Source organism: Burkholderia sp. Ac-20345 (assembly GCF_017104825.1).
GTDB lineage: Bacteria > Pseudomonadota > Gammaproteobacteria > Burkholderiales > Burkholderiaceae > Burkholderia > Burkholderia lata_B.
The window spans coordinates 73,423-98,748 of record NZ_JAAGPO010000009.1; the positions used below are offsets into that span (position 1 = coordinate 73,423).

The following is a 25,326-nucleotide window of genomic DNA, read 5'->3' on the forward strand; positions in this document are numbered from 1 at the left end:
CGGCCGCGCTTACTTCACGCGCTTGCCGAGTGCGCTCTTGGTCTTGTACGTCACGCCGTGGCGGTCGAGATACTCGCGGATCAGTTGCCGCACGACTTGCGAAGGCGTGAGATCCTGCTCTGCGCAGAGCATCTCGAAGGCTTCCTTCTTCGCGGGGTCGATCAGGACGGTCAGGCGGGCGGTTTTCGTTTCCATTGCGGGGCGAGGGTGGTCGGTATGTTAATCAAATTATAATCGATCCGCCTGCGGCCCAAGCGCCGGAAACGCTGCCCGGGTGTGCGCTCAGCGCCTGCTGCGGAGCAGGGCGAGCAGGTCGTCGATCACCGGCACGATCGCGAGCGTGACGAGCACCGCGGCGAGCGGCACGGTCGACACGTAGCCGACATGCTTGAAGCCGATCGCGCCGGCCAGGCCGCCAATGAAGAACGACGTGAGCATCGTCGCGTGAATCCGCAGTTTCGAGCGATTGGCGACGACCGCATGCGCGTCGACGTCGACCGCCGACCGGTTCCAGTAGAACAGCTTCCCGAGCTCGATGCCGAGGTCGGTCACGATGCCGGTCATGTGCGTCGTGCGGATCTCCGCGCCCGACAGCTTCGTGATCGTCGCGTTCTGCAGCCCCATGATGAAGCACAGCAGCGTCACGGTCACCGGCACGAAGAAGGTTTCCCACAGCGCGAGGTGGCTGCCGAGCAGCCCGAACAGAAGCAGCAGCGCGGCCTCGACCAGCAGCGGCAGCATGAACTGGCTGTGCAGGCCGCGGCGGCGGCCCCAGTTGACGAGGATCGCCGAGCAGCTGGCGCCGATCAGGAACGACCCGAGCGAGCTGATGCCGGCCAGCGCGAGCCGCACATCGCCGAGCGCCGTCTGGTCGGCGATCGCCGACACGATGCCGCTCATGTGCGACGTGTATTGCTTGACCGCGAGGAAGCCGCCGGCATTGGCCGCGCCGGCGACGAACGCCAGCGAAAACCCGAGCTGACGGTTCGCGGTCGCGCTGCGGTGTTTTCCCGTCAGGTTTCGAAAGTACTGCGCTGGCATAGGGGCTAGGGGCTTCGCTCAATCGCCGCGGATCGCGGGCACGGACGTTAAGACCGGCGCCGGACGGCAGGGCGGGCACGCCGCCTGCGCTCAGGCACCAGGTCTGTCGAATCATGTGATGAACATGATAATGCCATTATCATACTCTGTTAGCCGAATGGGGCTTTCAGTACAATGTCGTCCGGCGCGGCCTGACTGCGGCTTCGCTGCCGCATGGCTGCGCCGCGCGCATTCGCGATCACTTCTGCCCACCGTTTCATGACCCCGATCAAGTTCATTCTTCGCTACACGGCGATCCCGTTCACGGCCATCGTGGCCGTGGTGGTCTGGACTGTCATACCATCGTCGAAAGAGATCGATGCGAGACAATATGCGGCGCTGTCGCGCGCGTACGCGAGTTTCCCGCTGCCGTTCCGGCGCGAGATCTCGGAAACGATGGACCACGGCCGGATCAACGACCGTCGCTACCAGGCGCTCGTGCGCGATTCGCTGGGCAATGGCGTCGCGCTGGACTGGCCGGCGTCGGGCGTCGGCGGGCTCGCCGACGAGCGGCAAAAACTGGCCGAACTGATTCAGGCCGATTCCGATCTTCAAGGGCATCACCAATGAAAACTCTGCTGGTTTCCGTGGCATTCGCGATGATCATCGCGAGCCTGATCTTCGCGCTGTATTTCATGAATCACGATCGCGGCAAGTCCAAGCGGATGGCATGGTCGCTCGCGGCACGCGTCGGGCTGTCGGTCACGCTGTTCCTGTCGCTGCTGATCGCTTACAAGCTGGGCTGGATCGAGCCGACGGGGCTGCCGATCGGGCGCTGAACGACGGACGCCCCGTTGCATGCGGGGCGTTCGCGCAAATGCGAGTTTGAATCTCTAATAGAGCTATTGTGATAAGAAAACTTATCGTTATGGAATGATTGTGCGTTCAGAATCAGGTATCGCACAACGCGCGACAGGGCTTGCCAACGCTGCAACGGCACCGCACGGGAGTTGACGCTGGTCTTGGCAAGACCACGGCCGGTGACAACCTGAATTCGCGACGTGCAACCTCATGAATTCACGAGGATTTCACACCTTCCAGCCAACGTTGACCGCCGAAGTGACAACCTTGCTTCGCAAACGGTGACAAGTTCAATTTGGTCTACGCTACCCAGCACCCGGCACCGCGCGGTCAACAATCGTGATGCGCGGAGGCTTCGTGGACAAACTCGCCGCGCTCGCTCGCCTACCGCGGCGTGCTACTCTCGTAAACGGCACCGGCCAAGACAGTTCAGTGGTGCGCGACCAGTGAACATTGTGGATTCACGCATATGTACTCGATCTTGCCCGCGTTTGTATCTGCGTTGTTTCTCGGGTTTGGCCTCTACGTGCTGGCCACCAAGGGGCTCACGCGGATATCCGTCCCGTTCGCGTTGATGTGCGCGACGACCTTCGCCTGGCAGGGAACGTGGGCCTTCCTGTTCCAGACGACCGACGCGGACGTCGCCAACTTGTTGGTCAAGGCCGGCTATCTGTTCATCCTTTTTCTGCCGACGACCTTCTATCATTTCGTGACGGAGATCGTGTCGCGTCGGGACGAGCGGCCGATCATATTCGCATCCTACGGACTCTGCGTCCTGCTGGCTGGGCTGCTGGTCACGAGCAATGTGGTCGTCGATGGATTCCGCCTGCATTTCTTTGGCCCGTATCCCAACGCAGGCCCACTGCATCCGTTGCACGTCGTGCAGACGGTATTCCTGGTCGGCCGCAGCGGTTGGCTCCTGATCGAGGCAAGACGACAGGGGCGAGCGCGAGACGTCCGGCAGTTGCTCGCTCAATGTCTCGTCAGCCTGGGCTTCTACTCGCTCGCGGCGACCGACTATGCGGTGAACTACGGAGTCGAGTTCTATCCGGTGGGGGTGCTGTTTATCGCGATCAGTCTCGGGATTCTCGCGACGTCGATCGTCCGCTATGGCCTGATGGGCCCCTATCTCCTGGCCGCGACGGTCGCGCACGAAGTGGCCACGCCGCTGGCGGCGATCGGCCTGCACGCGGACGAGCTGCGCAACGTCCTGCCGGTGCTGCTGCGCGGGTATCGGCTGGCGGTGGAGCACCGGTTGTGCGCCGACGGTTTGTATCCTGGACAGCTGGAGCGGCTGCCGACGCTCGCGTCGTCGATCCGGCGCCAGGTCGACACCACGAGTACTGTGGTCGAGATGTCCCTGGCGTCCTTTACGCTGGACCGACTCGATCGCCACAGCTTCGCGGCCTATCCGATACGGGCCTGTGTCGACGCCGCAGTGGATCGCTTTCCCTTCCGTCCGGGTGAGCGAGACCGCGTATCGGTCGACACGATCGATACGGACATCCAGTTTTTCGGATCCGACTCGCTCGTGATCTTCGTCATCTTCAATCTGCTGAAAAACGCCCTGTACGCGATCCACGCAAGCGGCCGTGGGCAGATCGAGATCGACGCTCATCGCAGCAGCGGTTACTGCGTGGTGCGTTTCAGCGATACGGGCCCGGGTATCGCCCCCGATGTGCTCCCTCAAATCTTCGATGCCTTCTTCTCAACCAAGTCGCACGGTCGTGGCGCGGGCATGGGCTTGAGTTTTTGCCGCCGCGTATGTGAAGCGCTCGGTGGCACCATCACGTGTGAATCCGTTCCCGGCGTCCGGACCACGTTCACGATTCGGCTGCCGGAGCCCGGGGCGCCGGCGGACCAAACATTGCGCGATCCGCCGGCGCCCCCCCGGCGCTATCGCATCGGGTAAGGCGGTCTCACATTCAGTTCGCGGCGGACGGCAGGATCAGTTCATACGCCTTGACCCGCTCGATGATGCCCGGCGGAAACCGGCGGATCCGCTTGTCGGAACCGGCAAACACGATCTGCTGATACCCCAGCGACACCTGTCGTCCGTCAACGTAGAAGCGAAACAACAGATAGGCCGAACATTGCCGAACCTCGAACGTATTGAGAAAGCAATCGACACGTTGGAACGGAAACGTCTCATGGACGTATTCCTGATGCGCGCGCTTCGTCACGAACGCCCCGCCGGCCGCCAACAGGTTGTTGTGGATGCATTCGTGAAACCAGCGTTCACGGCACACGCCCTGCCATTCGAAGTAACGTGCGAAATAGGTGTTCATGAAGGCATTGGAATCCTTGAGGTAAATGTCGACCACGTGGTGGAAGGTTTTCTCGGCCAGATGTGCCGTTTCGTTGGAAAGGACTTGAAGAATCGCGTCTCGTGTCAACATGGATAATTCCTTGAATCGCTACAGGCGGTAGCTGCGCATTCCTTCAACGAGAAGGAATGGCCCGATTCTCCCAGTGCAATTCCGCTGAACGGCGCGGTCGAAACGTGCCGAATTCGAGAATGAGGAGCAGTTGATGTGCGGCCCACTTTCGCCGGATAATTGCCGCGGTCGTACAGCGCGATCGTTATTCGCGGTAATGCGTCTCCGGTACCGCATCTTTTTCTGCTGATTTATCGAGATTCGTATGCAACCCTTCGTTAGGCAGCCGGTGCTTTATCCCGTGTCCGTGGTGTTTGTCGACGACAATCCGGATTTCCTGCACGCGCTGCGGGGCGCATTTCCGGACGAACGCCTGAACCGCTTTTTTACGCACCCCCAGGCGGCGCTCGACTTCGTGTCGTCGCGAGACGCGGAGCTGCCACCCATGGCTGCGGACTATTTCGGTGCGGAGAAAACAGGCGGGAATGCGATCGGCGAGGATGCGCTCGCCGATCCCGCCCGATTCGAGGCGGTGGGCGCGGTGGTCGTGGACTATTCGATGCCGGAGGTCGACGGCATCCAGTTTCTGACCTCCATCCGCAACGCGAACTGCATGAAAATCCTGCTCACCGGCGTCGCCGATGAGCGCGAGGCGGTGGCCGCGTTCAACGCGGGACTGATCGATTGCTATCTGAAGAAAACCGACGTTGAGATGGCGCGCAAGCTAGAAGCCGTGCTGGACAACGCGAAACGCAAGTGCTGCGCGGCCCGCGGGCACATCAGCCTGCATGAAGCGGGGGCGACCTACCGGGATCCACGGGTCGTCAAACTGATCGATGAGGTGGCCGCGCGGGAAGGCATCGTCGAATACTATTGGCGCCCCAATCAGGACGCGGTGCTGATGTTCGATGCCGCCGGCGCGCCAAGTGTATTTCTCGCCTGGAACGAAGAGGACTGGTCGTTCCACTGCGATATCGTGTCCGACGCGGGCGGGCCGGCCGAATTGTTCCAAGGCATGGAAGCGCGCCGCATCATGCCGCTATTCTGGCCATTTCAGGCCTATCGGCCGGGCCTCGCGGACATTCGTTGCGCGGCCCCGCTACCCGTTCCGGGATGGCACGGCACGTCTTATAGCTGGAGCCGCCTGGATGATGCGGCCACCGAGCGTGAGTTGACCACGTTGGCAAAATGGCGTCACGCGTAAGAGATCATCCGCCCATTTCCCAACGGAAAAGATAGGAGAGGCGGTGCTGTCGTCGACTCGGTAGCAACTCAAATTGGAACAATCCCTGTCAATGTTGACAGTTATCAGCGGCACGGACTTTTGTTCTAATAGCGCCATATTCCGAGGGCCGCCCCTTTTTCCATTAGACGGCACATCCGTTCAGTGCAGACCGTTGACCAACGGTCTGCACCGTCTCCCAATATCGATCGATTTTCGATCTGATGTTGTCATCACGCTTCACGAAAGCTGCAGCGAAAAGCGATCCGTCAATTTCCGGCTGGCGCGTTGAAGCTCGTTTTCACGGCGCGTCGACGTCAATGTTATTGCGGGCTCCGCCGAGATAATTTCCTTTACTAGTTTGAGATCGTTGGCCGCATTGCGTCCGCCGGGCGCGTAATGCATTGAAATGGACGCCCTCAGACGCCCAACACCATTGATACGTGCCGGAATGCGGCAATCGAACTGAAATCGAGAGCATCGCGGTGATCGTCGCGAAACGCGGGATCGGCATGCATCCGACCGAGAGGTATTTTAACGGCCTGCTAACCGCCCGACTCGCTCGCGATGTCATGGCGATAGGCGCGGGGAGAGCAACCCGCGATGCGCTTGAATGCATGTCCGAACGCGCTATCCGAGTCGTAGCCGAGCATTTGCGCGATCGCCGATATCGATGCGTTCGAGCGTCGCAGTTCCCGCATCGCAAGCTGCATACGCCAGCGCAGTACGTACTCGAGCGGCCCGAATCCCAGCCGCCGCTTGAAATGCAGCGCGAACGTCGAACGTGATACGTGGCAGCAGGTCGCGAGCTCGTCGACCGTCCAGCGTCGCGCGGGCTCCGCATGAATGGCGACGAGTGCGGTGCTCACCCGGGAGTCCGCGAACCCGGCAAGCCAGCCGATATCGTCGTTCGCGCCGTCGTCCACGTAGCGCCGCAGGATCTCGACCAGCATCATGTGGCCGAGATGCCGAACCATCAACGACGCCCCCGGCGACGGCTTGCCGAATTCATGCGCGAGCCGCTGCAGCGCCCAGCGCAACACCGCCGCCTGCTCGGAGTCGCCGCTCACGACGACCACGGGCGGCAGGCTGCCCAGCAGCAGCGGCATGCCTTCCTCGTATGAGAAGCGGCCACCGATCAGAAAGCAATTCACCGGTTCGCCATAGTGCGCGATACCGCGTTCGACGTTCCGGTACACGTCGGCGGCAGGCACCGGCGTGACCGATGGATCGCTCGCCAGCGAAAATGCCCGCGGCGATGCGAGCAGGAAGCAGTCTCCCGTGCGCAGCTGGATCGGCGGTCCGGCGCCGTCGACGGTCAGCCAGCAACTTCCTTCGACAACCGCATTGAACTTGATGCCCTCAGGCGGCGGAATGGCAACCGCCCAGTCGCCGCCTGCTCTCACGCCGGTGAAATACGAGTCGCGCGTTTCCAGCAGCGACAGCGCTTCCGATAGGGGATCCACGCGCAAGCTCCGGACGATCTCGACGAAAAGCCGGATTCTATTGCATTCACAGTCCGGGAGCATCGCCGGAGAATGGCCTCGTGCAGTGACGCGGCCCACAGGCGGGCGCGTGCTTCACGCATCGTTCCAGGAGCCTTCAATGACGAGCAGGCAACACCCCCTTCATTCCGGATTCGGCGCCGCATCGACGGCAAGCGACGTACTGGCTGGTCTCGACCTGCGCGGCAAGACCGCCATCGTCACGGGCGGCCATTCGGGTCTCGGCCTGGAAACGACGCGTGCGCTGGCGCAGGCCGGCGCGACCGTCGTCGTCGGGGCACGGAGCGCCGATGCCGCGCGCGAAGCAACGCGCGGCATCGCCGGTGTGGAGATTGCGGCGCTCGACCTCGCCGATCTCGCGAGCGTGGCCGCATTCGCGGCGCGATTCGTCGATGCGCGGCGCGACGTGGATATCGTCATCAACAGCGCGGGCATCATGGCGTGCCCCGAGACGCGCGTCGGCGACGGCCGGGAAGCGCAGATGGCCGTCAATCATCTCGGTCATTACGCGCTCGTCAACGGACTGTGGCCCGTGCTCGCGCATGGCGGCGGCGCCCGCGTGGTCTCGGTGTCGTCGCTCGGGCACCGGCTGTCACCGATTCGCTGGGATGACGTCCAGTTCGCGCATGGCTACGACAAATGGCTCGCGTACGGGCAGTCGAAGACCGCCAACGCGCTGTTCGCGGTGCAGCTCGATGCGCTCGGCGCCCCGTTCGGTGTCCGCGCCTATTCGCTGCATCCGGGCAAGATCGCGACGCCGCTGCAGCGTCATCTGACACGCGAAGAGATGATGGCGCAGGGCTGGGTGGACGAGCACGGCGTGCCCATCGATCCGACCTTCAAGACGCCTGCCCAGGGCGCGGCAACCCAGGTGTGGGCGGCAACGTCACCGCGCCTTGCCGGGATCGGCGGTGTTTATTGCGAGGATTGCGACGTCGCGGTTGTCACGCAGGGAAACGAGGAATCGGGCGTGAGGCCGCATGCGATCGATCCGGAGGAGGCGGCGCGTCTGTGGGCATGGTCCGCGGAGCTGACCGGAATCGATGCCTTTGCGGCGCACCGCTGACGCCCGAGTGTTCACGTCGGGAATGTACGGGCGCCGGCGGAGACACGGTCATGCGGCCGGCGCAAGATCGGCGCGCAGCTTACCCGTGTGTCGGGCGAAGCGCGCGGCTCATCTTCGTTCCCGATCGGGAACTGGATGTGGCGAAACGACGATCACTGGCATGTTCGTATCCGGACGGATACGCGATGGGTCGACGCGTCCGGTCGCATCGGTCCGCGCATCGCCAGCCGTGCCTGAGCGGCAGCTTTCGGCCCGCCGGCCGCGCGATACGGCTCGACCGGAATCCGGATGCACCGAGGCGCCCAGGTTGTCGCCCGCAACCTGACAACGCCAATTCTGCAAGCCGGTACCGTCGACTCACGACTCGTCTCCGGTCCCGGGTGGGCTCGAAGCCGCGCATGACGGACATCGCCGGCTGGCCGGTGCGGCACGCGAATGTCCCGAAGGGGGCCGGGTCGGCGCACGTCGACATGGTTAGAATGACCGCCGCACCTCCGTTCATTCCGTGGCCCGTCACCGGGCCGGCACGAGCCCATGACCTTACAAGAACTCGAAAAACTGATGCGACGCCTGTTCGAGGATGAGAGCCTCGACATCGTCGGCGACACCGGCTACAGCCTTTCCTTCCTCGTGCCCGGCAAGGTCCGGGACGTAAAGGCCGCGCTGCAGGCGCGCACCGACCCGGCCGGATGGGACGGCGAGGCAGTGCACTGGTTCTACCGGTGCGACGACGAGGACTGGGCGCTGTATCTGCGCTCTGTCCCGCATGCGGTGTACTGCATCGCGTCCGTGCAGTCGCTGCATGCGCGCCACATGCAACGGGTTGAGGAGGCGTCGAAGGTCTCGCCGGAACAGCAGGCAATCTACGACGCGGAGGAGGCGCAGCGCCGCGAGGAGGCGGAAGCGCGGCGCCGGCGCGATACGCGCAACGAGCCGCTCGCGCCGCTCGGCGGGCCGTTCCATAGCGATGGCGAACGTGTCTGGGCGCGCACCGGCAGCGGGCATCAGTATTGCGCGCTCAACAATTTCGATCTCGCCAGCTTCCGGCACCTGGTCGACAACTTTGCCTCCGATGCATCGGGGCTGCGCTACTACGCGGCCGGCGCCGCGTTCAGCTACGACTAGGCTCATTGCCGATGGCGACGCCGCCACGCTGGAATCGGTGGGCGGCGACTGGTATCGCGATGCACGGCAGGCTTACCACTTTGAGCGCGACCTTTTTGATCCCGATCGCGGCCAGTGCCATCTGACCGTCGTCAAGGCCGACGTGGCCAGCCTGACGCACATCGGCGGCGCGTACGCGCGGGATGCGAAGCACCTGTTCTGCGCCGGCGTGCGCAAGCGCGGCATCGACGATCCGGCCGGCGTGGTCAGCCTCGGGTACCGGTATGCGCGGCTCGGCGCGCAGATTCTTTACGACGGCAAGGTCGTGGACAAGCCCGGGCGTGTCGATGTCGAGACCGCGCGCGGCGTCTTTCACGACATGCTGATCGACGCCGACGGCCACGTGCTGTGGGGGAAGAACTACCGCAAGCCGTTGCCGGGAATCGATGCCCGAAGCCTGCGCTTCCTGAACTGGGCCTTCGCGGTCGACGATCAGCGCGTGTACTACCGGACCAACACGAACCTGGCCGTGTGCGAGGGCATCGACCGTGCGAGCGTGGAAGTCGTGCCGCCGCTACGCATCCGAGACAAGAACGGGCTGATCGACATCCGGTATCCGGAAGGCGCCGTGCACGTACCCGACCCGTCGACGGAGTCGTGACGACCGCCGCGATCGGCCGTTTTCGCATGTGGCGCCGCCGCCCGCTGCCGCGTCGTATGCGGGAGCAGCGATCTTTATCAGCGCAGCAGATAAACGTATCGGAATCGCTTCGTTGACGCCGTCCGGCGCGCACTCGTAGATTCGCGTTTTGACCGAATCAGGGGCCGTACCGTGACCACTACCGCCATCCGCGACGCTGCATCGCTTTCCGCCGGGCATCCGCCCGCATCGCGGCCGCGCGTCGCGGCGCAGCACTTCGACATCGTGCCGTTCGATGCGCCGCTCGGCGCCGAAGTGGTCGGCCTCGACCTGTCGCAACCGCTCGACGCCGGCGACTTCGCGCGCATTCATCGCGCGCATCTCGACCATCACGTGCTGGTGTTTCGCGACCAGCGCATCACGCCGGACGAGCACGTCGCGTTCAGCCGCCGCTTCGGCCCGCTGCAGATCCACGTGCTGCACCAGTTCGCGCTTGCCGGCCATCCGGAGGTGCTGATCGTGTCGAACGTCGTCGAGAACGGCAAGCCGATCGGGCTCGGCGACGCAGGCCATTTCTGGCACTCCGACCTGTCGTACAAGGAGAAGCCGAGCCTCGGCTCGCTGCTGCATGCGCAGGAGCTGCCGGCCGAAGGCGGCGACACGCTGTTCGCGAACATGCATCTCGCATGGGACACGCTGCCGGCCCATCTGCGCCGTGCGGTAGAAGGGCGGCGCGCCGAGCATACGTATCTCGCACGCTATGCGGAGCTGCAGGCGCGCAATCCGTGGCGGCCGAACCTGTCGCCCGAGCAGATCGCGCAGGTTGCCGCGGTCGTGCATCCGGTCGTGCGCACGCACCCGGAAACGGGCCGCAAGGCGCTGTTCGTCAGCGAGCATTTCACGACGCGCATCGTCGGGTTGCCCGACGACGAAAGCCGCGCGCTGCTCGATGAGCTGTTCGCGCACAGCGTGCGTGTCGAGCACCTGTACCGGCACCAGTGGCGCGAGCACGATCTCGTGTTCTGGGACAACCGTTCGCTGATGCATCTCGCCGCCGGCACGCCCGACCACCTGCGCCGCAAGCTGTACCGCACGACGATCGAAGGCGACGCGCCTTTCTGAGCCGCGTACCGCGTCAATCTTCCGCCCCATCCTGACCGGAGTTCCGATGTCGTTTTCATTTTTGCCGGCGCGTCGCGCGCTGGCGGCCACGCTTACCGCCGCGCTCGCCTTCGCCGGCGCACTCGCCCCGCAAGCCGCGCACGCGGAAGGCCGCATCCGCATCGCCGAGCAGTTCGGCGTCGTCTACCTGATGCTGAACGTCGCGCGCGACCAGCAGTTGATCGAAAAGGAAGGGCGCAAGGCTGGCGTCGACATCAAGGTCGACTGGGTTCGGCTGTCGGGCGGCGCGGCCGTGAACGACGCGCTGCTGTCCGGCGCGGTGGATATCGCGGGCGCGGGCGTCGGGCCGCTGCTGACCGTGTGGGATCGCACGCGCGGCCGGCAGAACGTGAAGGGCGTGGCGTCGCTCGGCAATTTCCCGTACTACCTCGTCAGCAGCAACCCGAACGTGAAGACGATCGCCGACCTGAGCGCGAAGGACCGCATCGCGGTGCCGGCGGTCGGTGTGTCGGTGCAGTCGCGCGTGCTGCAGTACGCGGCCGCGAAGCAGTGGGGCGACAAGCAGTTCGACAAGCTCGACGCGCTCACGCAGGCGATTCCGCATCCGGACGCGACGGCTGCCATTCTGGCGAACAGCAGCGTGATTACCGGCCACTTCGGCAATCCGCCGTTCCAGGAGCAGGAACTCGCCGGCAACCCGAATGCGCACATCGTGCTGAATTCCTATGACGTGCTCGGCGGCCCGAGCTCTGCGACGGTGCTGTATGCCACCGAGAAATTCCGCGACGACAACCCGAAGACCTATCGCGCATTCGTTGCCGCGCTGGCCGATGCCGCGCGGCAGATCGCGGCCGATCCCGAGCGCGCGGCCGATACCTATATCCGCGTGAACGCATCGAAGATCGATCGCGCGCTGCTGCTGAAGATCCTGCGCAATCCGCAGGTGCAGTTCAAGACCACGCCACAGAACACGCTCGCACTCGCGCAGTTCATGCATCGCACCGGCGCGATCCGCAACGAACCGAAGTCGTGGCGCGACTACTTCTTCGACGATCCCGCGACCGCCGGCGGCAGTTGAGCAGCGCCGCCGCTTCGACGCCGCGATCGACGCTTATGCGTCGGCGCGGTTTCGATATGTGGAATCGATGGTTGGTCGGCACGGAGTCCGGCCGCATGCTGATGCTTTACCCGCAAGAGATTCGATCGTGAACGCCACTTCTCCCCGAACCTGGCTGCCGCCGTATTCGGCACGCGGCGGCGCGTCGCCTGCCGCGCCCGACACACGTGCTGCCGGTCGGTCCGCTGCGGCTGCCGCGCAGGCCGGCGCGCACAGCGAACGCCTGCTGGCCATCGACCGTGTCAGCCTCGAATACCGCAGCGGCGCGCGGATCGTGCGCGCCACCCACCAGGTGAGCTTCGACGTGTATGGCAGCGATCGCTTCGTGCTGCTCGGCCCGTCGGGGTGCGGGAAGTCGACGCTGCTGAAGGCGATTGCCGGTTTCATCGAGCCCGTATCGGGTTCGATCGCGCTCGACGGTCGGCCGGTGCGCGGGCCGGGGCCCGACCGCGTCGTGGTGTTCCAGGAATTCGACCAGTTGCCGCCATGGAAGACGGTCGTCGAAAACGTCGCGTTTCCGTTGCGTGCCGCCGCGAAGCTGTCGCGCGCCGAAGCACGGGAGCGTGCGCTGCATTATCTCGACAAGGTCGGGCTGGGCGCGTTCGCCGACGCCTATCCGCACACGCTGTCGGGCGGCATGAAGCAGCGCGTCGCGATCGCGCGCGCACTGGCGATGCAGCCGCGCGTGCTGCTGATGGACGAACCGTTCGCCGCACTCGACGCGCTGACGCGCCGCAAGATGCAGGAGGAACTGCTGCGCCTGTGGGACGAGTTCCGCTTCACGCTGCTGTTCGTCACGCATTCGATCGAGGAAGCGCTCGTCGTCGGCAACCGGATCCTGCTGCTGTCGCCGCATCCGGGCCGCGTGCGTGCGGAACTCAATAGCCACGAGCATTCGCTCGACAACGTCGACACCGGCGACTTTCGCGACAACGTCGCGCGGATCCATCGCCTGCTGTTCGATACCGACATGACCAGCGCCCCGACGACGGAGGAAGCCGCATCATGAGCACGATCGATCCGGCATTGCCGCCGCTACCGCCCGTGCGCGCCGAATACGAACGCACGCTCGACACGCTGCCCGACGCCGAACGTGCGGTGCCGGCTCCGCTGTGGCGTCGCGTCGTCGGCGCGGGATGGTTTCGGCGCAGCGTCATCGCGCTCGTGCTGATTGCCGCATGGGAGATCGTCGCGCGCATCGTCGCGAACGATCTGCTCGTGCCGACCTTCGGCGCGACGCTGGCCGCGTTCGTGCAGGGCATCGAGTCGGGCGAATTGCTGGTGAAGACGGGCATCTCGCTGTCGGTGTTGCTGCGCGGCTACGCGCTGGGCGTGTTCTTCGCATTTGCGCTGACATCGCTCGCGGTATCGACGCGCATCGGCCGCGACCTGCTGGCGATGCTGACGTCGATGTTCAATCCGCTGCCGTCGATCGCGTTGCTGCCGATCGCGCTGCTGTGGTTCGGGCTCGGCACCGGCAGCTTGCTGTTCGTGCTTGTGCATGCGGTGCTGTGGCCGCTCGCGCTCAGCATGTACACCGGCTTCGCCGGCGTGCCGGCCACGCTGAAGATGGCGGGGCGCAACTACGGCCTCACGGGCCTGCGCCAGATCGCGCTGATTCTCGTGCCGGCCGCGCTGCCGTCGATCCTGTCGGGCCTGCGCGTTGGTTGGGCATTTGCGTGGCGCACGCTGATTGCGGCCGAGCTCGTGTTCGGCGCGAGCGCGGGTCAGGGCGGGCTCGGCTGGTACATCTTCCAGAACCGCAACGAGCTCTATACGGATCGCGTGTTCGCGGGCCTTGCGGCCGTCATCGTGATCGGCCTGCTCGTCGAGAACCTCGTGTTCGACACGCTCGAACGCGTGACCGTGCGGCGCTGGGGCATCCAGCACTGATGTAACCGCACGCGATCAATCCCGGCGCATGCATAACGTAAGCTGAAATCGGCTTTTCACGCGCGCCGGGTGCGTCCCTATACTTTGCGATGCTGTGCATGCGGCGGTTCGCGAATGCCGCGATCGCGCGACGCAGCGCCCGATCTTCTCGAACAAGGACCTGCCGAATGACTGCCCGTGATGCCGTCGATCCGCGCGACGCGTTGCGCGACGCGCTTGCCGCGCTGCCCGATCTCGCGAACGCGATCGGGCAGGATGCCGCGCAACGCGAAGCGCGTCGCGAACTGCCGTTCGACGGTTTCGCAATCTTCCGTCGCTCGGCGCTGGGCGTGCTGCGGATTCCGGTCGCGCGCGGCGGCCTTGGCGGCACGCTGGTCGACCTGTTCGACACGATCGTGACGCTGGCCGCCGCCGATTCGAATCTCGCGCACGCGCTGCGGATCCACTACGACCAGACGGAAACGCTGCGGCTGTCGCCGCGCACGCCGTTCAACGATGTGCAGCTCGAGCGCGCGCTGGCCGGCGCGATCTTCGGCGGCGCGTCAACCGAGCGCGGTACGTCGCGGCCCGGCGAGAACACCACCGTACTGCGCCGGGACGGCGATCACTACCGCGTGACGGGCCGCAAATATTATTCGACCGGCACCGCGTTTGCCGATTTCGCGCGCATCAACGTGGAGAACGAGGAGGGCGACGCAGTCGCCGTGATCATTCCCGTCGCGCGCGACGGCGTGCAGGTGCTCGACGACTGGGACGGCATGGGCCAGCGCATGACCGCGAGCGGCAGCCTGCTGCTCGACGACGTGCAGGTGTTCGCGGATGAAGTAGCCGCGCGCGACGGCTCGACGCTCGTCGGCCGCCATTGCGGCGCGCTGCGGCAACTGCATCTCGTCGCGACGGGCGCGGGCATCGTGCGCAACGTGGTTGCCGATGCACGCCACTACGTGCTCGCGCACGGCCGCCCGGTGCTGCACAGCCCGGCGCCGGCCGCGCGCGACGATCACTTCATCCAGCAGGTCGTCGGCGAGCTGTCCGCGCACAGTCATGCAATCGATGCGCTCGTCCGCGAAAACGCGCGGGCGCTCGACCGTTCCGCCGACGCGATCGAAGCCGGCGATGCCGATGCGCATGCACGGGTGCTCGACAGCGCGCTCGCAACCGCACGCACGCAGCTCATCGTCAGCAAGCTGGCGCTGCATGCGGCGGAGCGGCTGTTCGAAGTCGGCGGCGCGTCGGCGACGGCGCGCGAACACAACCTCGACCGGCACTGGCGCAACCTGCGCACGATCTTCAGCCACAACCCGTTGCTGCACAAGGCGCGCGTGATCGGCGACTACGAACTGAACGACGTGACGACGCACCTGACCGAAGGCCGCGTGTTCTGACCTGGCCGCGCGCGCGGCACTCTTTTTCGGAAACCCCTCCCGATGACGACCCGCACCGGACACCTGCATCTCGGCGCATTCCTGTACCCGACCGGCCATCACATCGCCGCGTGGCGCCATCCCGGTTCGCAGGCCGACGCGGGCGTCGATTTTCGCCACTACGTGCGGCTCGCGCAGGCGGCCGAGGCCGCGAAGTTCGATCTCGTGTTCCTTGCCGACGGCGTGGGCACGCGCGGTGACGACGTCGAGTTCCTGAGCCGCACCGCGCACAGCTACGTCGCGCAGTTCGAGCCGCTGACGCTGCTGTCGGCGCTCGCGGCCGTCACCGAGCGGATCGGCCTCGTCGGCACCGCGTCGACGAGTTTCAACGAGCCGTTCCACATCGCGCGCAAGTTCGCGTCGCTCGACCACATCAGCGGCGGCCGCGCGGGCTGGAACCTCGTCACGTCGTCGAGTGCGCACGAGGCGCGCAACTTCAATCGCGACGCGCATTTCGATCACGCCGAACGCTATGCGCGTGCGGAGGAGTTCGCGGATGTCGTGCGCGGCCTGTGGGATAGCTGGGACGACGATGCGTTCGTGCGCGATCGCGCATCGGGCCGTTTCTTCGATCCGCACAAGCGCCACGTGCTCGACCATCGCGGCCGCTTCTTCCAGGTGCGCGGGCCCTTGAACGTCGCACGGCCGCCGCAGGGGCACCCGGTCGTCGTGCAGGCCGGTTCGTCGCCGGCCGGTACGCGGCTGGCCGCGCGCACGGCCGAGGTGATCTTCACCGCGCAGCAGACGCTCGACGACGCGGTCGCGTTCTATGCGGACGTGAAGGGCCAGCTCGCGGCGTTCGGCCGCGATCCCGATACGCTGAAGATCATGCCCGGCGTGTTTCCGGTGGTGGGCCGTACCGAAAGCGAAGCGAAGGAGAAATTCGACGCGCTGCAGTCGTTGATCGCCCCGGCGGTCGGGCTCGCGCTCGTATCAAGCCTTACCGGTGGGTTCGACCTGTCCGCCTATCCGCTCGACGGCCCGATTCCGCCGCTGCCGGAGACCAACGCCAGCAAGAGCCGGCAGGCGCTGACGATCGATCTCGCGCGCCGCGAGAACCTGACGATCCGCGAACTCTATTTGCGCGTTGCGGGTGCGCGCGGCCACTGGCAGCTCGTCGGCACACCGGAGCAAATCGTCGACCAGCTCGAGGAGCGCTTCGTGCACTACGGCGCGGACGGCTACAACGTGATGGCGCCGACGCTGCCCGGCGGCCTCGACGATTTCATCGCGCTGGTGCTGCCCGAGTTGCGCCGCCGCGGGCTGTTTCGCAGTGACTATGCGGGCCATACGCTGCGCGAGCATCTGGGGCTGCGGCGGCCCGTGCGCCGCGACACCACCGCTCATGCCGAAACCGCTGCCTGACGTCAGCGCCGCAAGCCGGCGTCGCGCAGCAGCGGCAGCACACGCTCGCCGAAGAAGTCGAGATCGGGCTTGAAGTCGTAGAAGCTCAGCTGGATGCCGTCGATGCCCGCGCGGTGCAACCGCACGATCGTATCGGCGACTTCTTCGGGCGAGCCCGTGATCGAGATATTGCCGCCGATCGCGCGCGCGGCCGCCTGCGAGCGCTGGTCGAAGCCGCCGCGCCACGCATGCGCATCGCTGTCGAAGCGATGAAAGCTGCCTTCATCCGCATGCGCGACGATTGCGTCGCGGTACGCGCGCGCTTCGGCCGCCGTTTCGCGGCAGATCACGAGCGGATTGAGCAGTGTGCGGATTTTCCGGCCGCGCGCCGCGGCAGCCGCCTTCACACGCGCGGTATGCGCGGGCAGTGCATCGATCGCGCGTTCGGCGTCGGGGCCGGCCGGGCTCGTGACGAACACGATGTCCGAATAGCGTGCCGCGAAGTCGATGCCCGCATCGGAGCCCGTCGCGTTGATCAGCAGCGGACGGCCGTAGCGCGGCTTCGGCGTCACGAATGCGCCGCCCAGCCGCCAGCTCGACAGATCCGGCGTGTAGCTGAAATTGTCCGGTTGCGCCCACAACTGCTGGACCGCATCGAGGAACTCGGCGGCCATTTCGTAGCGCCGGTCGTGTTCGATCCGGTTCCAGCCGAACATCTCGTGCTCGATCGCGCGGTGGCCGGTCACGACGTTGATGCCCCAGCGCCCGCGCGAGATGTGATCGAGCGTCGCGGTGAACTTCGCGAAATGCAGCGGATGCCATGGCCCGTAGAGCACGTGGCTCGTCGCGACGAGGATGATCCGTTCGGTACGCGCGGTCAGCGCGGCCAGCGTCATGAACGAGTCGAGCGCGTGGCCGTCGAACACGCCGCCGTAGCCGCCTTTCGGCAGCCACTGCGACAGCGCGAACACGAGATCGAAGCCGAGCGCCTCCGCGCGCGCGACCAGGTCGGCGTTGTAGTCGAAGGTCCAGTCGGTCGTACGCGGCAGCGTCGACGCGCTCCAGCCGCCGGCCTGGATCGGCAGGAACAGCCCGAGCATCAGCGGCTGCGCGAGGACGCGCGACACCGGGCTGTCGGGGAAATCGGCCGGCGAGCGAACGTCGACGAACGGCGACGGCGCGACCGGAGCAGCGAGGGAGGTGTCGCTCATGATGGCTTACTTGCGGGTTGGGCACGTACCGGGCGACAACGACGCGCACGTGCGGCGGCGAATCGCGCGGGTGCGATGCACGACGTGCCTGCGAGTGGATCGAGCAGCGTCATAGCGTGCCGGGCCTCGGATCGGGCACGAAACCTTCGCGGTTCGGCATCCGCACGCGTGGCAGCGTGCTCGAGTCGAGCCGTGCATCGCCGGGCACGATGCCGTTCAGATGGAGGACATACGCGGTGACCGCATAGACTTCGTCCGCGCTCAGCGATTGCGGTGCGTTGTACGGCATCGCGCGGCGGATGTAGTCGAACAGCGTCGTCGCGTACGGCCAGTAGCTGCCGACCGTCTTTTTAGGTTTGGCGCTCGCGAGCGAGCCGAGGCCGCCGACGAGCGGATCGCCGACGCCGCCTTCGCCGCCGGCGCCGTGGCACATCGCGCATTTGTCCGCGAACACGTGAGCGCCGCGCGCGACCGTGCCCGCGCCGGGCGGCAAGCCGCTGCCGTCGGGCGCGATGTCGATGTCCCACGCAGCGAGCGCCGCACGGTCGACCGGCTGGCCGAGACCGTAGCCCGCGCCGAACGCGCTCGGGACGAGCACGGATGCGGCGAGCAGGCAGGCAAGCGGTTTACGCATTGCGCACCTCGCCGTCCGCGCCGACGCGCCAGTTCTGGATGCCGTTGTAGTGGTACTGCGAGTTGACGCCGCGCACGGCGACGAGCGCCTCGCGGGTTGGCTGCACATAGCCGGTGTCGTCGGTGGCGCGGCTTTGCAGGTCGGCCGGCTCGCCGTTCCAGATCCAGTCGGCTTCGAAGCGCGTCAGCGCGCGATCGCGCACGTCGCCCGCGAGTCGCGCGGGCCGCCACGTGCGGCCGCCGTCGGTCGAGACGTCGACCGCGCGAATCCGGCCGCGTCCCGACCACGCGTAGCCGCCGATCGGGTGATAGCCGTGCGCGGCGAGCCGATGGCCGGCCGACGGCCTCGTGATGACCGACTTCGCATCCATCTCGAACACGAACTGGCGCGCGCAGCCGCCAGGCAGCAGGTTCGTGTATTTCGACGTTTCCTCGCGCGTCATCTCCGGCGCGCGCACCAGCTTCAGCCGCCGCAGCCACTTGATGTTCGTGTTGCCTTCGAAACCCGGCACGATCAGTCGCACCGGATAGCCGTTCTCAGGGCGCAGCCGTTCGCCGTTCTGCGCATAGACGACGAGCGCGCGCTCCAGGATCCGGTCGAGCGGCAGGCTGCGCGTCATCGCCGCGCCGTCGGCGCCTTCGGCGAGCAGCCAGCGTGCATCCGGATCGATGCCGGTTTCGTCGAGCAGCGTCGACAGCCGGACGCCCGTCCATTCGCAGCACGACAGCAGCCCGTGCGTGAACTGAACGGGCAGCCCGCTCGGGCCGTTCCATTCGCTGCCGGTGTTGCCCGAGCATTCGAGGAAGTGGATCCGCGATTCGGACGGAAAACGCAGCAGATCGTCGATCGTGAACACGCGCGGCTCGCGCACGAGGCCGTGCACGACGACGCGATGACGCTGCGCATCGATCTCGGGCACGCCCGCGTGATGACGCTCGTAGACGAGGCCGTTCGGCGTGATGTCGCCGAACAGGTCGGCGAGCGGCGTCATCGACGAGCCGGAGCCGGGCAATGCCGGCGTACGGGCGCTGCGGCGGATCACGTCGCGTTCGTGCGGCCCCGGCATGCCGTAGGGTGGTGACAGTAGCGGCGCGCCCGGTCCTCGTGTCCATTGAGGCACGTCGAGCGGAGAGAGCGGGGTGAGCGGCTGGCTCGCCAGCGCGCCGCCGGCAGGCAGCATCGCTGCCGCCCATCCGCCGGCGAGCTGGCGCAGTGCGGCGCGCCGGCCGCTGCGCGGTGGACGGGGCGGGAAACGGGAGTCGGTCATGGTCGAACGCGAATCGCGCGCTGGGCAGCGCGCGGGGAAACGCACATTCTCGGCAACCGGGCACGGCGCGGCAAACAACGATTCCCGCTTTGCTTATCGCGCCGTGCTGCGCCGCGCCCGATGCGCGTGCCGTCAGAACTTCACGCGCAATCCGGTGACGAACGCGACCTGGCGGTTCGTCGACGACGCGCTGCCGATGTTCGAGATCGCCGCGATCTTGCGATAGCCGCCCGACGTTGCCGTGCTCGCGTCGCCGGCTGCGAGCTGGTAGATGCCGGACAGGTAGATATCGGTGCGTTTCGACAGCGCGTAGTCGAACCCGAGCGTGAACTGGTGCCAGCGCGGCTTCAACGTCTGGCCGCTGGTGCCCGGCAGGCCGCTCGCGCGCCCGTCGGTGAACGTGTAGACACCGATCAGCGTGGCCGCCGGCGTGATCTGGTAACGCGCGTTCACGTCGTAGTTGTTGAACTTGCGCGACGAGCCGTCGAGGTAGTCGAGCTGCGTGTGGCTCCACGCGAAGCCGAGCGTCGCACGGCCGAGTGCGTAGTTCGCGCCCACCGCGCCGATCTGCTGCTTGAGCACGCCGCCGTTCAGCCCGTAGAAGAACGCACCGCTATAGTCGTTGCCGGTGGTCGAGGTCGCGCCGCCCACCGCGCCGCTCGTATTCGACGTCGCATTCGGATGATTGAACCGCACATAGCCGGCGCCCACCGACAACGGTCCGTTCACGTAGTTCGCCGACGCGCCCCATGCGTTGTTGTTCGAGAAACCCGTGCCCGCGCCGCCGTTGGCCTGGTTGCTGAATGCGTAGAGCAGGTCGGCCGTGAAGCCCGCGATCGTGTCGCTGCGGAATTTCACCGCGTTGTTCAGCCGGAAGCTCTGGTTCATGTTGTCGTTGTCGCCCACGTGCGTGGCCGGCGACCAGAAGCCGGACCCCGAGTACTGCGCGACGAGGTCGGTGATCGGTTCGTACTGGCGGCCGAAGGTCAGCGTGCCGAGCCCCTTGCTGGCGAGGCCCACGTACGCGGAGCGGCCGAACAGGCGGCCGCCCTGGCCGAGCCCGCCGTCGCTCGGCCGGAACCCGCTTTCGAGCGTGAAGACCGCCTGCAGGCCGCCGCCGAGTTCTTCCACGCCTTTCAGGCCCCAGCGGCTGCCGCTCAGCTTGCCGCTCGTCTGCTGGATGTTGCTCGCGCCCCCCTGATTGTTCGTATAAGCGAAACCGGCATCGACGACGCCGTACAACGTGACCGAACTCTGCGCATGCGCGCTGACCGAACCGATCGAAACCAAACCCAGGACTACCGATTTTTTGATCATGACTATCCTCTGTTTTTATGGGTACATCTGCGAGGATCACGATCCTATTGACGACGGTCGTGCCGGCGAACGGTCGATCCGTGGTTTGCAAATCGCGGCGCGGCCGATTTGCAATGTGCGTTGCCGCAAGCCCGGCATGTGCGTCACGATCGCGTCCGGTACCCATGCTGCGGCGAACACATCGCGCGAACGGCGAACGTCGAGGACTGGAAACGCGCGCGGGCCGTCATATCGATCGATGAAATCGTTCGATGTGCGCAACACATGCGGCCCGGCACGCGATGTTTTTACGCAACGCCCGCTGTGCGGCGGGCTGCCGATGCGCTACATGCGCCCGCATATCGATTTCGCAAAACGTTGGTAGGGCCGTGCGACGCGTGACGGTAGAGTCGGGCATCCGGCCTCGGGCCGGCATCCTCCGGTATGCAAAAGGGCGCGCAAGCGCGCGTTCGTCCCGGCTGAACAACGAACAGGGGAGCCGTTTGACATGAGTCGCGATGTGCTGTTTCTGCTGGAACCGGGCTTTGCCGATCCGAAGCATCCGGGCCAGCACTTCGTCTGTCCGCATGGACTGTCGATCGAGGGGCTGCTGGCGAGCGCGCCCGATCGTGCAGGTCGAATCGACGTGAAGCGCGTCGGTTTCGAGCGGCCACGGCACGCGGTGATCGACGCGCTCGACGATGCGCACCAGGGGCTGCCGGTCCTCGTGCTCGGCCGCGACCAGCCGGCGCCGGACGACGCACAGACGCTCGGCGACGTGCGTTTTGTCACCGACGCGCGCCGCATCCTCGAACTGCTGGCCGAGCGCCACGGGTTTCCGGTGCTGCATTGACGCGGCGGCTTTCCCTTTCCATTTGATCGACCGACAGGAGCAACCGATGTCGTCAATTTCGGCGGCACGCCGCCGTTTGCTGGTTGCCGGCGCCGCGGCCGTGGCGGCGCCATGGGCCGCGAAGGCCGCGTTCGCGGCGCCCGCCGCCATCAACGCCGATCTCGCCGGCACCACGTTGCGCGTCGCGACCTACAAGAGCGGCTGGCGCGCGCTGTTACAGGCGGCCGGGCTTGCGGACACGCCATACCGGATCGACTGGCGCGAGCTGAACAACGGCGTGCTGCACATCGAGGCACTCAATGCGGATGCGCTGGACATCGGTTCGGGCAGCGAAATTCCGGCCGTGTTCGCCGCGCGCCAGAAGGCCAACGTGCGGCTCATCACGCGCGTGCGCGAAGACCTGAACAACCAGGTGACGCTCGCGCGCAAGGATACGTCGATCCGCAGCATTGCGGACCTGAAGGGCAAGCGCGTCGGGTACGTGCGTGCGACGACGTCGCACTACTTCCTGTATCGCCAGCTCACGGAGGCTGGCCTGGGTTTCGACGACATCCAGCCGATCAACCTGTCGCCGACCGACGGCCTGTCCGCGTACGACCGCGGCGACATCGACGCATGGGCAATCTACGGCTATAACGGCCAGCTCGCGCGCAATCGCTACGGTGCACGCGTGCTGAAGACGGGGAAGGGCTATCTGTCGGGCAATTTTCCGGTCTATGCGAACCCGCGCACACTCGACGATGCGCACCGTCGTGCGGCGACGGGCGATCTGCTGCTGCGGTTTCGACGTGCGTATGCATGGGCGAACGGACATTTCAGCGACTATGCGCTGGTGCAGAACCGCGAAACGCGCGTGCCAGTTGCCGATCTTGTCGCGATGTTCGACCAGCGCAGCGAAGACTACGCGCTGCTGCCGGTGACGCCCGACGTGGTGGCGCAGCATCAGCAGGTTGCGGACGTGTTCGCGCGGATCGGTGTGCTGGACGGGCCGGCCAACGTTGCGCCGCTCTGGGATACGTCGTTCAACGCGCTGGTGGCGGCGACGTGATCGGGGGTAGCGAGAAGATCCCCACGTGAGAGGGGAATTCAGGGCTCGCGTGCTTGTTGAAAGCGCTGCTTTCCCCGCGTGAGCGAGGCTTCACGTCCAGCGTGGGCCTCGTCGAAAGATCTTGCGTGACCGGGTCAGGCGAACGTCGTTGCGACCATGATGCCGAACACGACGCCGATCGCAATCCCGCAGAGCCGGCCGTAAATCGATGCGCGCACATTGTCATCGAGCACGAACGGCGAGCGTTTGTGCTTCCATACCGTGCTGAATGCCACCGGGCGGGTCAGCAGCGCGAGGCATGCGATCAGCACCGGCGTTGCGATGAGCATCGCGATGCGTTGGCCGTTCCAGTCGACGCCGTGCATCGCCAGCGAAACGATCGCGGCAAGCGGCACCTCGACGCACAGGCCCAGCAACGAACCGTTGACGAAGGAATCTCCGGGGGACTGAAACATGATCGTTCCTAGCGTTCGGATGAAATCGGCGCCCGGTTCGAGCTCCCGAAAATAAAAATACACGGCTGTTGTCCAAGGTCGGTCGACCGCGTTCGACATCAGCCAGGATGACGGGCGGATAGTACGGCAAATCCTTGACCCGTTGGCGGTCATTCAAGCTATTTAACAAATGCTTCGGGTAACGGCGCATTTTTATGCTGCATCGGGATATCGAGCCGTGACCGGAAGAGGGGGGGGATGTGACGTCGACCAACGGGCTGACCGGCATCCGATCGGCTCGTGTACGACTAGGCCCGGGTTCGCCTGCCCGAATTCGTTGGATTACAATCGGGCGTCGATCTCTCTGTGAACGGATGCATCGATACGAAGGCCGTTGCATTGATTCTTCGTGCAATCGCATCGCGAAAATCGACCTCCGATTGCTTCCCGATCATCGGCTTCGCGCGTAAAAAGCTGCAGTTGAAACTAGGCGAAACGCGGACTACCCATTCATCCCACACGCATGAACACGCCCGATAACAACGAGACCAACCGCAGCCATCTCGTCGCCTTCGCGATCGACGACAACAGGCAAGCCTGGTACGAGATGGTCATCCCGTTCATCGTGTCGCTGCGCGCGACGGACTACCGCGGGCGCATCGGCGTCATCGGTTATGGCTTGTCTGAAGAAAAACGGCAGCGGCTACGTGACAACGGCATCGAGGTCTACGTAGGGGCAGGCGTCGGCGACCTTGCCTGGGATCGCTACATCTCCGCAGCCTCGGTCTTCGACGCCGATCCGGAATTGCAGACGCTCGCCCTTTACGATGCCGATATCTGGTTCCCCGGGCCGCAGTTCGATATCTTCGACGTCGTGCCGAGCGACGATTGCCTTCACGTCGCACCGGACGCCCATTTCTGCGCGTTCGTGATGTCCCCGATCATCGGTGAACGGAGGGACGCATTGATCCGCCAGTGCGTCCAGGACGTGCTCGATCGCGTCGGGCACCCGCTTCAGGCCGGGCTCGTCGTGGGCGGCCGCGCGCCTTGGGCACGGTTTGGACAATATGTCCACGAGCAGGCGGGACGAGTCGGTCAGGACTTTGCCGCGATCCACGGGCTCGATACGACATTCCTGCATCTGTGGGGCGGCCTTGGGCAGGTACGACTCGTCGGCTGCGAACAGAATTTCGTCACGAAATGGGGGCTTCACGAGCGGCACGATTTCGATGCGGTCCGGATCCTGCTCGAGCATCGGGGTAAACCGATCCGTGGCCTGCACATGACGGGCGACGTGCGTTTCCTGAATCACTGGCGATATCTGGCTCGCGATGTCGAGCATGCGATTGCGCACGGGCAGGCGCTCGCGCTGGCATCCGAACCGGGCATGCGGGAACAACCGGCCGATCTCGACACGCTTCAGCTCGAACGCCTCGCCGCCAGCGGGTTGTCGTTCGTTGCCGCGCACGAGGACGTGCTGCCGAATGTCCCGCGTCTTGCCGCGGGAACGTCGTTCCGAAACCCGCAGGGCAGTGCGCTCAATGCCTGGGCGTCGCACCGGATCGAGTTCGAGGTGACGCGCGAACGCATCGTGCTGGACGTGTCGTTGTCCTACCTGAGCGGCCAGCCGTCGGCACCCAGCGCCCGACTGGCGCGCAACGGCGAAAGCGTGTCGCTGCAGGCGCCTCACAAACTCAGCGTCGCGACGCAACAGGGCGACCGGATCGCACTGAGCGCGCTCACGTTACCGGGCCAGGTGTGCCATACCGCTTGGGATATCGTCGTCCGACATGGGTGACGTCGTGGCAACCGGGCGTGCAGTGGGCCGGCGCGCGCTGGCCCCGGTTCGTCGCACGGGGAAGGTCCGGCGCGGATAGTCGGGGATCA

26 protein-coding genes are annotated in these 25,326 nt (G+C 65.6%); 17 read left to right on the forward strand and 9 right to left on the reverse strand.

Features of this window, described 5'->3' with window-relative positions:
• Positions 1-9: 9 nt before the first annotated feature.
• The gene (locus G3O06_RS06595) at positions 10-195 is read right to left on the reverse strand and encodes a ribbon-helix-helix protein, CopG family (protein ID WP_021158209.1); all 186 of its coding nucleotides are present in this window, start codon (positions 193-195) and stop codon (positions 10-12) included.
• An 87-nt stretch (positions 196-282) separates the two neighbouring features.
• A complete protein-coding gene (locus tag G3O06_RS06600; RefSeq protein WP_174966803.1) occupies positions 283-1,041 on the reverse strand; it encodes a YoaK family protein in 759 nt (252 codons plus the stop codon).
• Between the two features lie 258 nt (positions 1,042-1,299).
• Between G3O06_RS06600 and G3O06_RS06605 the strand changes: the two genes are divergently transcribed.
• From G3O06_RS06605 to G3O06_RS06615, 3 genes are all read left to right on the forward strand, one after another.
• Positions 1,300-1,650 (forward strand): hypothetical protein, encoded by a 351-nt coding sequence (locus G3O06_RS06605; protein WP_174967216.1) that lies wholly within the window; start codon positions 1,300-1,302, stop codon positions 1,648-1,650.
• Positions 1,647-1,859, forward strand: a complete 213-nt coding sequence (locus tag G3O06_RS06610) for a twin transmembrane helix small protein (protein WP_006489184.1) — start codon at positions 1,647-1,649, stop codon at positions 1,857-1,859. The genes G3O06_RS06605 and G3O06_RS06610 overlap by 4 nt, the downstream gene beginning before the upstream one ends.
• A gap of 491 nt (positions 1,860-2,350) precedes the next feature.
• A complete protein-coding gene (locus G3O06_RS06615) occupies positions 2,351-3,793 on the forward strand; it encodes a sensor histidine kinase (protein ID WP_205815480.1) in 1,443 nt (480 codons plus the stop codon).
• Between the two features lie 13 nt (positions 3,794-3,806).
• Here G3O06_RS06615 and G3O06_RS06620 read toward each other — a convergent pair whose 3' ends face one another.
• Complete coding sequence (locus tag G3O06_RS06620) at positions 3,807-4,280, reverse strand: thioesterase family protein (RefSeq protein WP_175000756.1); 474 nt, start codon at positions 4,278-4,280, stop codon at positions 3,807-3,809.
• Between the two features lie 244 nt (positions 4,281-4,524).
• Here G3O06_RS06620 and G3O06_RS06625 point away from each other — a divergent pair, with 244 nt between their 5' ends.
• Positions 4,525-5,463, forward strand: a complete 939-nt coding sequence (locus G3O06_RS06625; protein WP_205815481.1) for a response regulator — start codon at positions 4,525-4,527, stop codon at positions 5,461-5,463.
• Positions 5,464-6,026: 563 nt separating this feature from the next.
• Here the strand turns inward: G3O06_RS06625 and G3O06_RS06630 are convergent.
• Entirely contained in the window at positions 6,027-6,947 is a 921-nt protein-coding gene (locus G3O06_RS06630; protein WP_205815482.1) for an AraC family transcriptional regulator, read from the reverse strand.
• A 139-nt stretch (positions 6,948-7,086) separates the two neighbouring features.
• On the opposite strand from G3O06_RS06630, the gene G3O06_RS06635 reads away from it, so the two are divergent.
• From G3O06_RS06635 to G3O06_RS06675, 9 genes are all read left to right on the forward strand, one after another.
• A complete protein-coding gene (locus G3O06_RS06635) occupies positions 7,087-8,052 on the forward strand; it encodes an SDR family NAD(P)-dependent oxidoreductase (protein ID WP_205815483.1) in 966 nt (321 codons plus the stop codon).
• Positions 8,053-8,586: 534 nt separating this feature from the next.
• Positions 8,587-9,177, forward strand: a complete 591-nt coding sequence (locus G3O06_RS06640) for a hypothetical protein (protein ID WP_205815484.1) — start codon at positions 8,587-8,589, stop codon at positions 9,175-9,177.
• 37 nt (positions 9,178-9,214) lie between these two features.
• A complete protein-coding gene (locus G3O06_RS06645; RefSeq protein ID WP_205815485.1) occupies positions 9,215-9,817 on the forward strand; it encodes a DKNYY domain-containing protein in 603 nt (200 codons plus the stop codon).
• 171 nt (positions 9,818-9,988) lie between these two features.
• Positions 9,989-10,918 (forward strand): TauD/TfdA family dioxygenase, encoded by a 930-nt coding sequence (locus G3O06_RS06650; protein ID WP_205815486.1) that lies wholly within the window; start codon positions 9,989-9,991, stop codon positions 10,916-10,918.
• A 46-nt stretch (positions 10,919-10,964) separates the two neighbouring features.
• Entirely contained in the window at positions 10,965-11,996 is a 1,032-nt protein-coding gene (locus tag G3O06_RS06655; RefSeq protein ID WP_205815487.1) for an ABC transporter substrate-binding protein, read from the forward strand.
• Between the two features lie 67 nt (positions 11,997-12,063).
• A complete protein-coding gene (locus tag G3O06_RS06660; RefSeq protein WP_205815488.1) occupies positions 12,064-13,044 on the forward strand; it encodes an ABC transporter ATP-binding protein in 981 nt (326 codons plus the stop codon).
• Positions 13,041-13,928, forward strand: a complete 888-nt coding sequence (locus tag G3O06_RS06665; RefSeq protein ID WP_205815489.1) for an ABC transporter permease — start codon at positions 13,041-13,043, stop codon at positions 13,926-13,928. Before G3O06_RS06660 ends, G3O06_RS06665 begins: the two co-directional genes overlap by 4 nt.
• 167 nt (positions 13,929-14,095) lie before the next feature.
• Positions 14,096-15,313, forward strand: coding sequence for an acyl-CoA dehydrogenase family protein (locus G3O06_RS06670; protein WP_205815490.1), 1,218 nt, complete (start codon positions 14,096-14,098; stop codon positions 15,311-15,313).
• A 42-nt stretch (positions 15,314-15,355) separates the two neighbouring features.
• On the forward strand, positions 15,356-16,717 hold the full coding sequence (locus G3O06_RS06675; RefSeq protein ID WP_205815491.1) for an LLM class flavin-dependent oxidoreductase: 1,362 nt from the start codon (positions 15,356-15,358) through the stop codon (positions 16,715-16,717).
• Positions 16,718-16,719: 2 nt separating this feature from the next.
• On the opposite strand, the gene G3O06_RS06680 is transcribed toward G3O06_RS06675, so the two are convergent.
• From G3O06_RS06680 to G3O06_RS06695, 4 genes are all read right to left on the reverse strand, one after another.
• Positions 16,720-17,907 (reverse strand): LLM class flavin-dependent oxidoreductase, encoded by a 1,188-nt coding sequence (locus G3O06_RS06680; RefSeq protein ID WP_205815492.1) that lies wholly within the window; start codon positions 17,905-17,907, stop codon positions 16,720-16,722.
• 109 nt (positions 17,908-18,016) lie between these two features.
• A complete protein-coding gene (locus G3O06_RS06685) occupies positions 18,017-18,541 on the reverse strand; it encodes a cytochrome c (RefSeq protein ID WP_205815493.1) in 525 nt (174 codons plus the stop codon).
• Positions 18,534-19,808 carry a sulfite dehydrogenase gene (soxC, locus tag G3O06_RS06690; protein ID WP_205815494.1) on the reverse strand — a complete coding sequence of 425 codons (1,275 nt, stop codon included), beginning with the start codon at positions 19,806-19,808 and terminating at the stop codon, positions 18,534-18,536. The genes G3O06_RS06685 and soxC overlap by 8 nt, the downstream gene beginning before the upstream one ends.
• 132 nt (positions 19,809-19,940) lie before the next feature.
• The gene (locus G3O06_RS06695; RefSeq protein WP_205815495.1) at positions 19,941-21,125 is read right to left on the reverse strand and encodes a porin; all 1,185 of its coding nucleotides are present in this window, start codon (positions 21,123-21,125) and stop codon (positions 19,941-19,943) included.
• Between G3O06_RS06695 and G3O06_RS06700 the strand changes: the two genes are divergently transcribed.
• From G3O06_RS06700 to G3O06_RS06710, 3 genes are all read left to right on the forward strand, one after another.
• Positions 21,124-21,489, forward strand: coding sequence for a hypothetical protein (locus tag G3O06_RS06700; RefSeq protein WP_205815496.1), 366 nt, complete (start codon positions 21,124-21,126; stop codon positions 21,487-21,489). The two genes, G3O06_RS06695 and G3O06_RS06700, sit on opposite strands and share 2 nt — an antisense overlap.
• A 123-nt stretch (positions 21,490-21,612) precedes the next feature.
• Complete coding sequence (locus G3O06_RS06705) at positions 21,613-21,957, forward strand: DUF3088 domain-containing protein (protein ID WP_205815497.1); 345 nt, start codon at positions 21,613-21,615, stop codon at positions 21,955-21,957.
• Positions 21,958-22,003: 46 nt separating this feature from the next.
• On the forward strand, positions 22,004-23,005 hold the full coding sequence (locus G3O06_RS06710; protein ID WP_205815498.1) for an ABC transporter substrate-binding protein: 1,002 nt from the start codon (positions 22,004-22,006) through the stop codon (positions 23,003-23,005).
• Positions 23,006-23,139: 134 nt separating this feature from the next.
• Here the strand turns inward: G3O06_RS06710 and G3O06_RS06715 are convergent, their stop codons facing one another.
• Positions 23,140-23,559, reverse strand: coding sequence for a hypothetical protein (locus G3O06_RS06715; protein ID WP_241019557.1), 420 nt, complete (start codon positions 23,557-23,559; stop codon positions 23,140-23,142).
• Positions 23,560-23,962: 403 nt separating this feature from the next.
• On the opposite strand from G3O06_RS06715, the gene G3O06_RS06720 reads away from it, so the two are divergent.
• Complete coding sequence (locus G3O06_RS06720; protein ID WP_205815499.1) at positions 23,963-25,237, forward strand: hypothetical protein; 1,275 nt, start codon at positions 23,963-23,965, stop codon at positions 25,235-25,237.
• The last annotated feature ends 89 nt before the right edge of the window (positions 25,238-25,326 follow it).